The sequence below is a fragment of the Burkholderia sp. IDO3 genome, from assembly GCF_003366075.1.
GTDB lineage: Bacteria > Pseudomonadota > Gammaproteobacteria > Burkholderiales > Burkholderiaceae > Burkholderia > Burkholderia anthina.
This window is the reverse complement of sequence record NZ_CP028963.1, coordinates 1,389,371-1,403,270: the sequence shown is the minus strand read 5'-3', so window position 1 is coordinate 1,403,270 and position 13,900 is coordinate 1,389,371. Positions and strand designations below refer to the sequence as shown.

The following is a 13,900-nucleotide window of genomic DNA, read 5'->3' as shown; positions in this document are numbered from 1 at the left end:
CAACGAACAACCGATGTCCTCCCACCAACACGATTCCGCCGCGGGTGCGTCGCACAGCCCGCTCTACGCCAAACTCCTCGGCGAAACCGCCAAGATCGACTGGTGCGATCTCGAACGCTTCTTCGCGCAGGGCAAGCTGCTGTCGGTCGCGCGCGACCTCGATCTCGTCAGCGTCGCGGAAGCGATTGCCGGCGACGATTCGGAACAGGTCACGCGCTGGCTGTCCGCCGGCCTCGTCGCACGCATGCCGGCGGAAACCGCCGCCGACTACGCGGCGCGCAATCCGGAACTGTGGGCGGTCGTCGTGTCGCCATGGGTATGCGTGCAGGAACGCGCCTGACGCGTCCGCCATGTCCGAATCCGCATTACCGCACGGGGCCGGCGCCGGGCCGGCTGCCGGATCCGTTGCCGTCTCGCACCGTCGCGTCCTCGCGCTCGCCTTCCCGATCGTCCTTGCGAACCTGACCCAGCCGATTCTCGGCGCGGTCGACACGGCAGTAGCCGGCCATCTCGACGGCGCGCAGTATCTCGGCGGCGTCGCGCTCGGCGGGCTGTTCTTCAACTTCGTGTTCTGGGGTTTCGGCTTCCTGCGCATGGGCACGACGGGCCTCGTCGCGCAGGCGCACGGCGCCGGCGACGCCGTCGGCATCCGCCTGAACGTGCTGCGCGCGCTGGTCGTCGCGTTCGCGCTCGGCGCGGCCGTGCTCGCGCTGCAAGTGCCGCTGCTGTCGTTCGCGCTGACCGCGCTGGGCGGCAGCGACGCGGTTCGCGCAACGGCCCTCGCATACGGTCACGCCCGCATCTGGAGCGCCCCGTTCGCGCTCGCGAACTACGTCGTGCTCGGCTATCTGCTGGGCGCGCAGCGCGTGCGGCTCGCGCTCGTCGCACAGGTCTTCATCAACGCGGTGAACATCGGCGCGGTGCTGCTGTACGTGTACGGCTTCGGCTGGGGTATCAGCGGAATCGGCGCGGCGACCGCCACCGCGGACGCGTGCGGCTTCGCGCTCGGCGCCTGGATGCTGTGGCGGCTGCGGCCGCGCGGGCTGGCGCCGCTCGCCGCGCGTGAACTGGTCGATCGCGCGGCACTCGAGCGACTGATCGTGCTCAATCGCGACATCTTCCTGCGCACGCTGTGCCTGCTCGGCGCGTTCGGCTGGTTTGCCCACCTCGGCGCGAAACAGGGCGACGCGACGCTCGCGGCCAACGCGCTGCTGCTGAATTTCCAGACCTTCATGGCGTACGGGCTCGACGGCTTCGCGCACGCGGCCGAAGCGCTCGTCGGCGCGGCCGCGGGTGCGCGTGATCGCGCCGCATTCCGGCAGGCCGTGCGCGTCACGCTGCTGTGGTCCGTGCTCGGCGCGCTGCTGTTCGCGCTGGTCTATTGGGCGGCCGGCGGCTGGATCATCGCGCAGCTGACCGATCAGGCCGGGATCCGCGCGGTCGCGCTGCAATATCTGCCGTGGGCAGCGATCTCGCCGATCGTGTCCGTGTGGGGATTCCTGCTCGACGGCGTGTTCATCGGCGCGACGCAGACGCAATCGCTGATGCGCGCGATGGTCGCGTCGTTCACGATCTTCATTGCCGCCACGCTGGCCGCCGTCGGCCCGTTCGGCAATCACGGGCTGTGGTTCGCATTGCTGCTCTTCATGGTCGCGCGCGGCGCGACGCTCGCACGCTACCTGCCCGAGCTGATACGCCGGATCGGCGCCGACGCGCCTGTTGCCCGCGCGTGACGGTCGCGCGGGCCGGCCGTTATTTCGCGGGGGCCGCCGAACCCGGCTCGCCGAGCATCGACGGCGGCGTCATGTCGGTCGGCACACCGTGATAGTCGGCCGGGTCTTGCGGCGGATGACCGCGACGGGCATCACGGGGATCGCTGCCGCAGCCGGCAAGAATGGACGCGGCCAGCACGGCCAGCATGAAACGGGTCATCGAAAGCGCTCCGGAAAACGGCGCGCCCATCGCGCGCCAGAACCGGGCCGAGTCTAGCGGAATTCCGGGTTAGAGGTCGTCCCGCACATGTTCTACTATGTACGCATGGCGCTGTGCCGTTGAAAGGAGGCTGCCATGACGTCTGAAGAAATCGCTGGCCTGATCGGCCTGTTCATCGGTCTGATGGTGCTTGTCGCCCTGTCCTACTTCGAGTCGCGCGAATACAAGCGCAGCCATAGCGGCGAAGGGATGATCCATCACTGGATGGCGGAACACCACCTGCTCGACTGGCGGCGCAAGCACTAGCAAGCCGCGCCGTCATACGGGCCGCCGCATGCGCGGCCCTGACTGCCAACGCACCCGCCCGGGTGCGCTGGCACGCGGCGTACCGTCCGAATTAACGGGGTTCGATACCGTAGCGTCGTCCGAATGGACGAACGCCGTCGCTTGGCGGATTGCCGGGCGACGGCGTACGCTTGCGCGCGCCCATGACGGGCGCGCCGCGATCCGGAGCATGCTCAGCCCAGGAAGTGCCGGGCGTAGCGTGCGTTGATGTCCGACAAGCGGAACAGCGTGAGGAAATCCGCGCAATTGAAGTCGGGATCCCAGGCCGGTGCGCCGCAAATCTTCGCACCGAGGCGCAGATAACCCTTGATCAGCGGCGGCGGCGCGACGACCGTGCCCGTCTGCAGTTCGTCGACCGGCAGCGCCGTATGCGGGAACGCGCGGTATTCCGGCGCCGTCAGCGAACCGGCCGACAACGATTGATACAGGTTCGCCGCGTAGTGGCCGCCGTCGGCCATCGACACGCTCGCGCAGCCGAGCATCGTCTCGTAGCCGTTCTGCATCATGTACGCGCCGAGGCCGCCCCACAGCGCCATGATCACGGCGCCGCTGCGGTAGTCGCTGTGCACGCACGAGCGGCCGACCTCGACCATCTTGCCGCGCAGGTGCGTGAGGCGCGACAGATCGAATTCGCCTTCCGCGTACAGACGGCCGACACGCGCGGCCTGGTGCGGCGGCAGCACGCGGTACGTGCCAACGACCTTCAGCGTATCGAGATCGCGCACCAGCAGGTGGTCGCAATAGGCGTCGAACGGATCCACGTCGAGACCGGACGGGCCGCTGACCTGCGCGCCCATCTCTTCGGCGAACACGCTGTAGCGCAGCCGCTGGGCCTCGCGCAGTTCATCTTCGGTACGCGCCCAGGCGGCGCGCAGACGGTATTCGGATGTGACGGTTTCAGCAGCGCGCGGCAAGTGACGCCGCGTCGTGTCGAGGGGAAGCGAGGCAAAAGGGAGCGTAGGCGTCGGCAGTTCTCGCATTAGGCTTTCCTGGTCGTAAGGAAGAGGACGACATGCCAGCAATGTAGTAATCGGCCGTTACCGTTCTGTGGCACGACCGTGTCCTTTCAATGACGTGTCGCCAAACTGACTTTAGCAGAAAGCTTGCAAAACCGTATGACGATTGCCTTCAGGCCTGTTACACGAGCTCCGGGGTCAACACCGCGCGCAGCACCGCCTGACGGTTGCCGTCGCGCGTGCGGCTCGCAAGCCACACGATGCCGCCCTTTTTGACGCTCCAGCTGTCGTCACTGCCCGCGATCAGCTGCGCGGCGACGCTGCCGAGCGTCGGCTGATGGCCGACGATCACGACCGTCGGCGCAATGCCGTCCGGCCAGCCGGCCGCCGTGAGCACGTCGTCGACGCTGCCGCCCGGCGCGAGCGAATCGATCGTGCGGTACTGGTCGGTCAGCGCCTCGACCGTCTGCACCGTGCGCGCCGCCGGGCTCGCGAGAATCATGCTGCTCGATTCGAGCCGGCCGCGCAGCCATTTGGCCATGGCCAGTGCGTCCTTGCGCCCGCGGGCGGTCAACTGGCGCGCGAGGTCGCTTGCCGCGTAGTCTTCGGCTTCGGCGTGACGCCACAGGATCAGGTTCATCATGATTGCTCTCCATGCGTTGGCGACGATCCGGCCACACGCGCGTGCCCGGCGATCGCCATGCAAATTGTCGCCAATCGTGGCCGGTTTGGGGTCACGCATATCTCATACGCATAACGTGATTGACTCCGTCACCGATTAGACGATATGATCTTTGGCTCGTCGGAGCGTAGCGCAGCCTGGTAGCGCATCTGATTTGGGATCAGAGGGTCGTAGGTTCGAATCCTATCGCTCCGACCAAAGGAATCAAGGGGTTACAAGCCATTGGCTTGTAACCCCTTTTCCAATTTGGGGTTCATGCAACCACCATGTAACCCGATTCGCGCCGTATGTATCAATGCGCATCCATGTCGAGCGCTTATCCTCCCTCGCCACACGGTTCGTGCAGCAGTCGTTCAGCATACTTTCCAAAAGGACTGAAGTTGCTGCCGGGGTTGTCGCCGAGACCCGGAGACATAAAACGATAGGCCGCCTTCGCGAACACTACCGACACCAGGCTCCTGACCGTCTTCCCGAATGGGACATGACAAAATCAAACGCTGGATCAGAGCGGGCAACGATCGAGTCCGAACGAATGAACGACGCTATGGGGAGACCTCTCCGTGCGGCCTTATATCGCGACGAGGCTATCGCAGGGACGAGCCAAGGATCGGTCGCCCACGTTACGCTCTTCACGCCCCGATGATCGGGGCGACGGCCAGCTAGCCCGGGCATGATTCCCGCCCCCGGTCGCAGCCCCGTTCCGATTCAACGTCACCCCGAAAAACTCACCCCGCCGACAACGCATCGATCCCCCGCGCCCGCTCGATCAACTCCGGCACCGGAATCGCCCGCCGCTGCAGAATCGGCACCTGATATTTCGCCGCCGTGACTTCAGCCAGGATCGAGATCGCCATTTCGGCCGGCGTACGCGAGCCAATAAACAATCCCGTCGGCCCTTGCAGGCGTTCGACCTGCTCGCGACTCAGGTCGAACTCGAGCAGCCGCTCCTTGCGCTTGCGCGTATTGAGCCGGCTGCCGAGCGCGCCGATATAGAACGCCGGCGACTTCAGCGCCTCCATCAGCGCCATGTCGTCGAGCTTCGGATCGTGCGACAGGCCCACGATCGCCGTATGCGTATCGATCCGCAACGCAACGATCATGTCGTCGGGCATGCCGGTCAACAGCGTCGCGTCCGGCACGCCGAACGTCGCGCGGAATTCCTCGCGCGGATCGACGACGATCACCTCGTAATCGGCGCCGACCGCGATCTGCGCGACGTATTGCGACAACTGCCCCGCGCCGATGATCACGAGCCGCCAGCGCGGGCCGTGGATCGCACGCATCGTGTCGCCGTCGAACGCAAGCGCGTCGGCACGCTGTGCGTTGGCCAGCACCGAGCGCCCGGTGCCCATGTCGAGCACGCGCGCGGTGAGCCGGCGCGCCGCGATCCGCTCGAGCAGTTCGCGCAGCACGGCCAGCTCCGGCCAAGGCTCGATCACGAGCCGCAGCGTGCCGCCGCACGGCAATCCGAAGCGCGCGGCTTCCTCGCGCGACACGCCGTACAGCACGCTCTGCGGCAACGGCGCCGCCAGGATGTCCGTGCGCACGCGCTCGATCAGATCGTCCTCGACACAGCCGCCGGACACCGAGCCGACCAGCACGCCGTCGTCGCGAATCGCGACCCACGCGCCGAGCGGACGCGGCGCGGCGCCCCAGGTCTGCACGACGGTCGCGAGCGCGACGCGGCGCCCCTCGGCCAACCACGCGATCGCCGATTTAAGGACGGACTGGTCGGTGCTGTCCATCGCGATACTCCGAAACGACGGCGGCGACGCTGCGCCGCAACGCCCTGCCGCCTCGCCGCATGCACGCCCATCCCGCCATGCCCCACGTCATCCCCGCGAACATGCCGCCGGTCATCGCGACCGGCGACCCGGACGCCGCATGCGCCGCCACCGCAAGCAGGCTCGCGAGATGGCCGGCCGCGAGCGCACCGGCGCTCATGCCAGTCAGCATCGCAACGCAGCAGCCGGTACCGCGCAGCCATGCCGCAACGGCCGGACGCACCGCTCCGGACACGCCGTCGTCGCTGCGCAAGCGCATCGTCGCGATGCCGCCGGCCAGCATGCCGACATGCATCGCCGGCAAGCCATTCACGTGAGACCACAGCGCAGCGCCGACGTCGCGCGTCGCGCCGCACAGCGACACGGCCAGCGGCAGCCCCATGCCGTGCGCATCCCACGCGAATCCCGCCAGCATGCCGAGCGTGCCGGCCGCCAGCGCGCGCGACGCCGCCGCACCGGACGTCGCTGCGTCGACGTATGCGAGAAAACGCCAGCCGGCCAGCGTCGCGACCGCCGCAAGCGCGATCCATCCCGCATCGGCCGCGTGCGCCGCCACCGCGAGTTGCGCGAGCGCCGGCCCGGCCACGACGATCGCCGCTTGCCACCCGCCGCGCGCACGCTGCCCGCCCGTCATCGCCGCGCTCCCGCCACGGGATCGGCCTCCACCTCGGCATTCGCATCGGCCTCCACGCGCGCAACGATCCGCGCATAGTCCTCCGGCGTATCCATGTCCTGCACGAACCGGTCGTGCGCGGCGCGATACACGAATACCTCGTCCGGATGCTCGGCGATCAGCTTCCGGCAGCCCGGATTGATGTGTCCGCTGCTCACCTCGGTCGCATAGCTCGCCGCGAACAGCACCGGATTGCCGCGCTGCCCGTCGCATTCGGGCACGAGAATCGAGCCGTGCGGCATCGTGCGATACGCATCGACCAGCTCGCGATAGTCGCCGGGATCGAGCAGCACCTGATCGGCCAGGCAGATCATCACGACGCTGCACGGCGCACTCAGCGACGCGACGCCGATCGCGACGGACGTCATCTGCCCTTCCGCGTAGCGCGGATTGGGCTGAAAGCGAACCGGCAGCCCGTCGAGCGCCGCGATCACCGCGCGCCCGTTGAAGCCCGTGACGACGACGAGTTCCTGCGGGCCGGCCGCCAGCAGCGCGCACGCGGTGCGGCGCACCGCCGGCTCGCCGCCGACCGGCAGCAGCAGCTTGTGCGCGCCCTGCATCCGCGACGACGTGCCGGCCGCCAGCAGCACCGCCGAAAACGCCGGCAGCCCCGGATCCTGAACAGCGTTCATACGACCTCCCTTTGCGTCGCGCCGCGCGCAATCGCGAGATACCGCTCCGGCTCGCGATCGAACGCCTGCCGACAGCCGTCGCAGCAGAACGGGATGCGCACGCCGTCGCGCTCGACCACGGATAGCGCGGACGCGAAATCGATCTCCATCCCGCAGACAGGATTGACGCCGCGCGTACCCTGCGCGCGCGGCGCGACCGACGCCATCGATTCGCACAGCGGCATCGCCGGCACCGCTTCGGCGATCGCCAAGCCACCCAGGCTGGCCTGCGCGCCCTCGCCCGACGCCTTCGCCTCTTCCAGCGCATGCCGCAAATCGATCAGCCCCGCGACCGCGCCGAGCGCGATCTCCTGCGGCGTGCGCGCATGAATGCGCGGGCCGGCCGGCGCATGCAGCACGGCGAGCCGTTCCTCGGCGATGCCGCGCGCACGCATCGCCGCGCTCAACTGCCCGGCCTTGCGCGCGCTCGCGATCAGCAACACGCCGGCGGCCGACGTGCGCAGCGCGGCTTCGAGCGCCTCCTCGTCGCCGTCGCCCTGCGTCGCGACGAGGATCAGGTGCGGATCGAGTTCGTTCAGCGCGGCCACATCGAACCCGTGCAGCACGCGCGGCGCGTCGAGCGCGGCGTAGACATCCGGCGTGCGCGCGGCCGGATACGCGCGCAATCCCATCCGCCGGGCGAGTACGAACGCCTCGAGCGCAGCCGGTGTCGCGCCGAGGATCAGCACGACGGGCGCCGGCACCGTCGGCTGGATGAACAGTTCGAGCGTGCCGTTGCTCGCGCACGGCATCGCATGCAACTCGACGCCCGGCTCGGGCTCGACCTCCGTGTTGCTGATGCGCAGGAGCTTCGGCTGCCCGACGCGCATCGCGTCGAGCGCGGCCTGGATCACGATCCCGCGCGCGCAGCCGCCGCCGATCCAGCCGTGCAGCGTGCCGTCGCCTTCGACGAGCGCCTGCGCGCCGACCCACGTCGACGTGGGCGGCAGCGCGCGAACCACGGTCGCCACCGCGAACAGGCGGCCTGCGTCGGCGAGCCGTCGCTCGAGCTGCAGCAGCGCGTCGGCATCGAGCGTGGCGGGTTCGGCGGCATTCATGGCAGTCCTCACGCTTACTGAAGAAACGACAGGATGCGCGGCAGCACGCGCTCGAGGCCGTCGAGATCGGCCGCGCCGGCCAGCAGGTCGACGAACGGCAGCGCCGCCGTCATTCCCGCACTGCTCGGCGTGAAGCCCGGACGGTCGGCGAGCGGATTGAGCCACACGACGCAGCGGCAACGCCGCCGCAGGCCGGCCAGCGCACGCTGCAGATGTGCCGGTTCGCCCGCGTCGTAGCCGTCGCTGACGATCACGACCGCGGTGCGCGAATGCAGCAGCGCGGCCGCGTACTGCCGGTTGAACGCGTCGAGGCTGTCACCGATGCGCGTGCCGCCGGCCCAGCCGAGCGACAGCATCTGCAGACGCTCCTGCGAACGCCACGGATCGGCATCGCGCAACGCCTGTGCGATGCCGACCAGCTGCGTATGGAAAATGAAGCAATGCACGTCGGACAGCCGCGCGCTGATCACGCGCGCGACGCGCAGGAAAAAGAAGCTGTAGAGGCTCATCGACCGGCTCACGTCGAGCAGCATCACGATGCGCGGCTTCACGCGCTGCCGGCGGCGCCACGCGAGCTCGAACGGCACGCCGCCGTGCGGCACGCTGCGGCGGATCGTGCGCGCCATGTCGAGCAACCGCCCGGCGGCCGCGCGGCGCTCGCGACGGATCTGAATGCCGCGCAGCCGCATCACGAAGCGGCGGATCGCCCGGTCGATCGCGAACAGCGCATCGGCGTCGTGCAGGTGCCGGAAATCCGCGTGCCGCAGCGACGCGTCGCGGCTCGTGCCGTGCTCGGCCGCGCCACCGTCGTCGTGCGTGTCGTCGGCGCCGCTCCCCGCCAGCCCGAGCGGCATGCCGTCGCCGGCGTCGCGCGCCGTCCCGTCGCGCTCCAGCGCGATCGGGCCCGCGCCGCCCGCACGCGTCTCGACGAGCGCATCGCGGTTCGGCGCGAGGAAATACGCGTCGAACAGCGCATCGAAACGCCGCCACTCGTCGGCGCGCGAGCACAGCAGCGCGCGCAGGCTCCAGCCCAGCAACGGCCGGTCGAGCTGGCCGACGCAGTGCGCGACTTCCAGCGCGTTCGCCATGTCGGCGCCCGTCACGTGAAAGCCGTTCTCGCGCAGCCAGCCGGCAAAGCCGACGTAGCGCGCCGCCAGCGCGTCGGCCAGGTCCGGCGTCGCGGCATTGGAGGAGGCAGCGTCGGTCAGCATGATGCGGCGAGCCGTTCGATCACGGGCCGCGTCAGGCCCGCGCGATCCTCGCGCGTCTTCACGAGCGCGGCGAGCGAATCCATGATGCGTTCGATGCCGTCGGCGTCGAACGCGCTCACGCCGAGCCGCAATAGCGCAGCCGCCCAGTCGAGCGTCTCCGCGATACCGGGCTTCTTGCGCAGGTCCATCTGCCGCACGGCCTGCACGAACTCGACGATCTGCTGCGCGAGCCGCGCCGGCGTCTGCGGCGCCTGCGCGCGCACGATCGCGAGTTCCTTCTCGAAGTCGGGATAATCGACGTAGTGATACAGGCAGCGCCGCCGCAACGCGTCGGAAATCTCGCGCGTGCCGTTCGACGTCAGGATCACGACCGGCCGCTCGATCGCGTGAATGACGCCGAGTTCGGGAATCGAAATCTGGAAGTCGGACAGCAGCTCCAGCAGGTAGGCCTCGAACGCCTCGTCGGTGCGGTCGATCTCGTCGATCAGCAACACGGCGGCGGGCGTCGTCGTGATCGCGTCGAGCAGCGGACGCTTCAGCAGATAGCGTTCGGAGAAAATATCCTGCTCCTTGTCCGGCATCGGCCGCGCGTCCTGTTCGAGCAGCTTGATCGCCAGCAACTGGCGCTGATAATTCCACTCGTACAGCGCGGCGTGCACGTCGAGCCCTTCGTAGCATTGCAGCCGGATCAGCCGCGTCCCGGACAACCGCGCAAGCGCCTTCGCCACCTCCGTCTTGCCGACGCCGGCCTCGCCTTCGAGCAGCAGCGGCCGCCGCATCCCGGTGGCAAGCAGCAGCGTCGCGGCGAGACTGCGCTCGGCGATATAGCCGTGACGCTCGAGTCGCTGCTGCAGATCGAGCACCTCGCGCATGCGCTCGGCAACCATCGCGGCCTCCCGTGGCAACGCGCCGCGCTACGCGGTCTTGCGCGAGAACAGCCCGCGCAGCCAGTCGCGCAACACGGCCCAGAGCAGCGCAAGGCCGTTCAGCTCGGCCGCGTGCGGCGCGGCGGCAGGCTCCGCAGCCGGCGTCGGCGCCTGCGACTGCGCAGTGCCCGATGAAGCGATTCCCGGCGCATCCGCCGCCTGCGCGTCGCCCGCCGCTTCCGCCGGCGCGGCATCCGCCGCCTGCCCGCTCCGCGCGACGACGAGCGCCGCGAAGTTGCCGGCAAACTGCCCGAGGATCTGATCGGCCACGGTCTGCATCATGCGCCCGCCGAACGCCGCGGCCTTGCCGTTCATCGCGACCTCGCTGCGGCCGGTCAGCTGGCAGCCCGAGTCGGCCGCCTGCACGCTCGCGACGAGATCCATCGACGCGCCCGACGTGCCCGTCGAGTCCGCGCCCTTGCCGGTCAGGTGCAGCGTGTGCTGCGCGGCGTCGAGCGACTGCACGTCGACGCTCCCCTTGAACGACATCGCGGCCGGCCCGATGCGCACCGTGACGGTGCCCTTGTAGTGTTCGGCGTCGATCCGCTCGGTGATTCTTGCGCCGGGCATGCAGCCTGCCACTGCTTCGATATCCTGAAGACACTGCCACGTCGCGTCGACGCTCGACGCGATCGGAAACACCTTCTCGATGACGACTTTCACTGTCTGCTCTCCCAGCCGCGGCACGCGGCGTCACTGCCGCGTGAGACCGAGCGCCCGACTTTGCTGCCACACGCGATACGCGTTGTGCGGCATGTTCATGTGGGTGACGCCGAGATGCGCGAATGCGTCGACCACCGCGGCCGTGAAGCACGGGATCGAGCCGACGTGCGGCGATTCGGCCACACCCTTCGCGCCGATCGGGTGATGCGGCGACGGCGTCACCGTGTAGTCCGTATCCCAGTGCGGCGTCTCGACGGCGGTCGGCACGAAGTAGTCCATCAACGTGCCGCCGAGCAGGTTGCCGGCCTCGTCGTACGGCAGCTCCTGCCCCATCGCAACCGCGAAGCCCTCGGTCAGCCCGCCGTGGATCTGCCCTTCGATGATCATCGGGTTGATCCGCGTGCCGCAGTCGTCGAGCGCATAGAAGCGGCGCACGCGCGTCTCCCCGGTGTGCCGGTTCACGTCGAGCACGCACAGGTACGCGCCGAACGGGAACGTGAAGTTCGGCGGATCGTAGTAGTCGACCGCCTCCAGCCCCATCTCCATGCCTTCCGGCACGTCGTTGTACGCGGCCCAGGCAACCTGCTTCAGCGTGCGGAACTGGTCTGGCGCGCCTTTCAGCACGAAGCGGTCGAGATCGAACTCGACGTCGTCGGGGCTCGCCTCGAGCAGGTGCGCGGCAATCCGCCTCGCCTTCTCGCGGATCTTGCGCGACGCGCGCGCGACCGCCGCGCCGGCCACCGGCGTCGAGCGCGAACCGTAGGTGCCGAGCCCGTAAGGCGCGGTCGACGTGTCGCCCTCCTCGACCGTGATCACCGACGCCGGAATGCCGGCCTCGGACGCGATGATCTGCGCATAGGTGGTCTGGTGGCCCTGCCCCTGCGTGATGGTGCCCATCCGCGCGATCGCCGAGCCGTCCGGGTGTACGCGGATCTCGCACGAATCGAACATCCCGACGCCGAGGATGTCGCACATCTTCGACGGCCCCGCGCCGACGATCTCGGTGAAGGTCGTGATGCCGATGCCCATCAGCCACTCCGCATCCGGGTCCGCGCGCCGCGCGGCCTGCTCGGCGCGCAGCGCCGGATAGTCGACCGCGGCTAGCACCTTTTCGAGCGCGGGCGCGTAATTGCCCGAATCGTATTCGAGGCCGAGCGGCGTCGCATACGGGAACTGCTCCTTGCGGATGAAATTGCGCAACCGGATCTCGGCCTTGTCGATGCCGAGCTTCTGCGCGAGCACGTCGATCATCCGCTCGATCAGATAGACGGCCTCGGTCACGCGGAACGAACAGCGATACGCGACGCCGCCCGGAAACTTGTTCGTATACACGCCGTCGACCGCGACGAACGCATTCGGAATGTCGTAGGAACCCGTGCACACGTGGAACATCCCGGCCGGCCACTTGCTCGGGTCCGCGCACGCGTCGAACGCGCCGTGATCGGCCGTCACCTGCACGCGCAGCGCCTTGATGCGGCCGGTCGCGTCGGCCGCGAGCTCGCCGGTCATGTGATAGTCGCGCGCGAACGCGGTCGAGCTCAGGTTCTCCGCGCGCGATTCGATCCACTTCACGGGCCGGCCGAGCACGATCGACGCGACGATCGACGTCACGTAGCCCGGATAGACGCCGACCTTGTTGCCGAAGCCGCCGCCGATGTCCGGCGACACGATGCGGATCTTCGATTCCGGAATCGACGACAGCAGCCCGACCACCGTGCGCACCACGTGCGGCGCCTGCGACGTGATGTAGACCAGCAAATCGCCGCGCGCCTTGTCGAACGACGCGACGCAGCCGCAGGTCTCGAGCGGGCACGGATGCACGCGCGGATACCACATCTGCTGCGTGACCGTCACTTCCGCGTTGTCGAACGCGCGCGCGGTCTTGTCCTTGTCGCCGATCGTCCACGTGAAGATGTGGTTCGGATGCCGGCGCGGGCCGTGCGCGCCCGTGTCGCGATCGCGAATGTCCTCGCGGATCACCGGCGCGTCCGGATCGAGCGCATGCAGCGCATCGACGACGGGCGGCAGCTCCTCGTACTCGACATCGACCAGCTCGGCGGCGTCGGCGGCGACGTAGCGATCGTCCGCGACGACGAACGCGACCTCCTGGTTCTGGAACGACACCTTGCCGTCCGCGAGCACCGCCTGCACGTCGCCCGCGAGCGTCGGCATCCAGTGCAGCTTCAGCGGCTTCAGGTCCTCGGCGGTGAGCACCGCATGCACGCCCGGATGCGCGAGCGCGCGGCTCGTGTCGATCTTCAGGATGCGCGCATGCGCGTACGGGCTGCGCACCATTGCGCCGAACAGCATGCCGGGCATCTTCACGTCGTCGACGTAGGTGCCCTTGCCCTGGATGAAGCGCGGATCTTCGCGGCGCTTGCGCGAACAGCCCATGCCCTCGAGCGCGGCGACGCGCTCGAACTGGGTTTCGACATTGCCCATGGCGGCCTCCCGTTCAGTGCGACGCCGTTTCGGCGACGAGCGGATGCGACGTTTCCACCGCCTCGCCGCGCAGCTTGCGCGCCGCGTACTGCACCGCCTTCACGATGTTCTGGTAGCCCGTGCAGCGGCACAGGTTGCCGGCCATCCAGTAGCGGATCTCTTCCTCGCTCGGGTCCGGGTTTTCCTGCAGCAGCCGGTACGCGCGCGTGAGCATGCCGGGCGTGCAGAAGCCGCACTGCAAGCCGTGCTCCTGCATGAAGCCCTCCTGCAGCGCGTGCAGCTCGCCGCCGTTCGCGAGCCCTTCCACGGTGACGAGCGTCGCGCCTTCGGCCTGCACGGTCAGCACCGTGCACGACTTGACCGACGCGCCGTTCAGGTCGACCGTGCAGGCGCCGCAGTGCGACGTCTCGCAACCGATATGCGGGCCGGTGTGCAGGCATTTCTCGCGCAGCGTGTGAATCAGCAGCTCGCGCGGCTCGACCACCACGTCCGCGCTCGCGCCGTTCAGCGTGAACGACACCATCACTTTCTTGCTCATCGCAGTCTCCTCGATGCGG

The 13,900-nt window shown here is 68.7% G+C and carries 15 protein-coding genes and 1 tRNA gene; 4 read left to right on the top strand and 12 right to left on the bottom strand.

What is annotated here, in order from left to right:
* Nucleotides 1-13: 13 nt before the first annotated feature.
* Nucleotides 14-340, top strand: a complete 327-nt coding sequence (locus DCN14_RS21155) for a DUF2288 domain-containing protein (RefSeq protein WP_096502702.1) — start codon at nt 14-16, stop codon at nt 338-340.
* Between the two features lie 10 nt (nt 341-350).
* Nucleotides 351-1,733: an MATE family efflux transporter gene (locus DCN14_RS21150; RefSeq protein ID WP_096502704.1), complete on the top strand. Its 1,383-nt coding sequence runs from the start codon at nt 351-353 to the stop codon at nt 1,731-1,733.
* Between the two features lie 19 nt (nt 1,734-1,752).
* Here the strand turns inward: DCN14_RS21150 and DCN14_RS21145 are convergent, their stop codons facing one another.
* Nucleotides 1,753-1,932, bottom strand: coding sequence for a hypothetical protein (locus DCN14_RS21145; protein ID WP_096502966.1), 180 nt, complete (start codon nt 1,930-1,932; stop codon nt 1,753-1,755).
* A 135-nt stretch (nt 1,933-2,067) separates the two neighbouring features.
* Here DCN14_RS21145 and DCN14_RS38455 point away from each other — a divergent pair, with 135 nt between their 5' ends.
* Nucleotides 2,068-2,238 carry a hypothetical protein gene (locus DCN14_RS38455; protein WP_172441889.1) on the top strand — a complete coding sequence of 57 codons (171 nt, stop codon included), beginning with the start codon at nt 2,068-2,070 and terminating at the stop codon, nt 2,236-2,238.
* A 212-nt stretch (nt 2,239-2,450) separates the two neighbouring features.
* Here DCN14_RS38455 and DCN14_RS21140 read toward each other — a convergent pair whose 3' ends face one another.
* Nucleotides 2,451-3,257 (bottom strand): GNAT family N-acyltransferase, encoded by an 807-nt coding sequence (locus DCN14_RS21140; RefSeq protein WP_096502706.1) that lies wholly within the window; start codon nt 3,255-3,257, stop codon nt 2,451-2,453.
* Nucleotides 3,258-3,414: 157 nt separating this feature from the next.
* Nucleotides 3,415-3,876 (bottom strand): phosphohistidine phosphatase SixA, encoded by a 462-nt coding sequence (sixA, locus tag DCN14_RS21135; protein ID WP_096502708.1) that lies wholly within the window; start codon nt 3,874-3,876, stop codon nt 3,415-3,417.
* A gap of 160 nt (nt 3,877-4,036) precedes the next feature.
* Between sixA and DCN14_RS21130 the strand changes: the two genes are divergently transcribed.
* A tRNA-Pro gene (locus tag DCN14_RS21130) sits at nt 4,037-4,113 on the top strand.
* Nucleotides 4,114-4,640: 527 nt separating this feature from the next.
* Here the strand turns inward: DCN14_RS21130 and DCN14_RS21125 are convergent.
* Genes DCN14_RS21125 through DCN14_RS21085 form a run of 9 tightly spaced genes read right to left on the bottom strand, consistent with a single transcriptional unit; the run spans nt 4,641 to nt 13,881 of the window.
* Nucleotides 4,641-5,660 (bottom strand): XdhC family protein, encoded by a 1,020-nt coding sequence (locus DCN14_RS21125; protein WP_096502710.1) that lies wholly within the window; start codon nt 5,658-5,660, stop codon nt 4,641-4,643.
* Entirely contained in the window at nt 5,632-6,333 is a 702-nt protein-coding gene (locus DCN14_RS21120) for a hypothetical protein (RefSeq protein ID WP_096502712.1), read from the bottom strand. Before DCN14_RS21120 ends, DCN14_RS21125 begins: the two co-directional genes overlap by 29 nt.
* Nucleotides 6,330-7,004, bottom strand: a complete 675-nt coding sequence (locus tag DCN14_RS21115; protein ID WP_096502714.1) for a nucleotidyltransferase family protein — start codon at nt 7,002-7,004, stop codon at nt 6,330-6,332. Before DCN14_RS21115 ends, DCN14_RS21120 begins: the two co-directional genes overlap by 4 nt.
* Complete coding sequence (locus DCN14_RS21110) at nt 7,001-8,101, bottom strand: XdhC family protein (RefSeq protein ID WP_096502716.1); 1,101 nt, start codon at nt 8,099-8,101, stop codon at nt 7,001-7,003. Before DCN14_RS21110 ends, DCN14_RS21115 begins: the two co-directional genes overlap by 4 nt.
* A 14-nt stretch (nt 8,102-8,115) precedes the next feature.
* Nucleotides 8,116-9,312 (bottom strand): VWA domain-containing protein, encoded by a 1,197-nt coding sequence (locus DCN14_RS21105; protein ID WP_096502718.1) that lies wholly within the window; start codon nt 9,310-9,312, stop codon nt 8,116-8,118.
* Nucleotides 9,306-10,199 carry a MoxR family ATPase gene (locus tag DCN14_RS21100; RefSeq protein ID WP_096502720.1) on the bottom strand — a complete coding sequence of 298 codons (894 nt, stop codon included), beginning with the start codon at nt 10,197-10,199 and terminating at the stop codon, nt 9,306-9,308. Before DCN14_RS21100 ends, DCN14_RS21105 begins: the two co-directional genes overlap by 7 nt.
* A gap of 27 nt (nt 10,200-10,226) precedes the next feature.
* Entirely contained in the window at nt 10,227-10,901 is a 675-nt protein-coding gene (locus tag DCN14_RS21095) for an SRPBCC family protein (protein WP_096502722.1), read from the bottom strand.
* Between the two features lie 30 nt (nt 10,902-10,931).
* Entirely contained in the window at nt 10,932-13,343 is a 2,412-nt protein-coding gene (locus DCN14_RS21090; RefSeq protein WP_096502724.1) for an aerobic carbon-monoxide dehydrogenase large subunit, read from the bottom strand.
* A 13-nt stretch (nt 13,344-13,356) separates the two neighbouring features.
* Nucleotides 13,357-13,881, bottom strand: a complete 525-nt coding sequence (locus DCN14_RS21085; protein ID WP_096502726.1) for a (2Fe-2S)-binding protein — start codon at nt 13,879-13,881, stop codon at nt 13,357-13,359.
* Between the last annotated feature and the right edge of the window lie 19 nt (nt 13,882-13,900).

Coding starts and splice junctions, on each gene's coding strand:
- DCN14_RS21110 (WP_096502716.1), bottom strand. CDS start 8,101: ATGAATGCCGCCGAACCCGCCACGCTCGATGCCGACGCGCTGCTGCAG.
- DCN14_RS21120 (WP_096502712.1), bottom strand. CDS start 6,333: ATGACGGGCGGGCAGCGTGCGCGCGGCGGGTGGCAAGCGGCGATCGTC.
- DCN14_RS21085 (WP_096502726.1), bottom strand. CDS start 13,881: ATGAGCAAGAAAGTGATGGTGTCGTTCACGCTGAACGGCGCGAGCGCG.
- DCN14_RS21150 (WP_096502704.1), top strand. CDS start 351: ATGTCCGAATCCGCATTACCGCACGGGGCCGGCGCCGGGCCGGCTGCC.
- DCN14_RS21115 (WP_096502714.1), bottom strand. CDS start 7,004: ATGAACGCTGTTCAGGATCCGGGGCTGCCGGCGTTTTCGGCGGTGCTG.
- DCN14_RS21140 (WP_096502706.1), bottom strand. CDS start 3,257: ATGCGAGAACTGCCGACGCCTACGCTCCCTTTTGCCTCGCTTCCCCTC.
- DCN14_RS21125 (WP_096502710.1), bottom strand. CDS start 5,660: ATGGACAGCACCGACCAGTCCGTCCTTAAATCGGCGATCGCGTGGTTG.
- DCN14_RS21090 (WP_096502724.1), bottom strand. CDS start 13,343: ATGGGCAATGTCGAAACCCAGTTCGAGCGCGTCGCCGCGCTCGAGGGC.
- DCN14_RS38455 (WP_172441889.1), top strand. CDS start 2,068: ATGACGTCTGAAGAAATCGCTGGCCTGATCGGCCTGTTCATCGGTCTG.
- DCN14_RS21105 (WP_096502718.1), bottom strand. CDS start 9,312: ATGCTGACCGACGCTGCCTCCTCCAATGCCGCGACGCCGGACCTGGCC.
- sixA (WP_096502708.1), bottom strand. CDS start 3,876: ATGATGAACCTGATCCTGTGGCGTCACGCCGAAGCCGAAGACTACGCG.
- DCN14_RS21145 (WP_096502966.1), bottom strand. CDS start 1,932: ATGACCCGTTTCATGCTGGCCGTGCTGGCCGCGTCCATTCTTGCCGGC.
- DCN14_RS21100 (WP_096502720.1), bottom strand. CDS start 10,199: ATGGTTGCCGAGCGCATGCGCGAGGTGCTCGATCTGCAGCAGCGACTC.
- DCN14_RS21155 (WP_096502702.1), top strand. CDS start 14: ATGTCCTCCCACCAACACGATTCCGCCGCGGGTGCGTCGCACAGCCCG.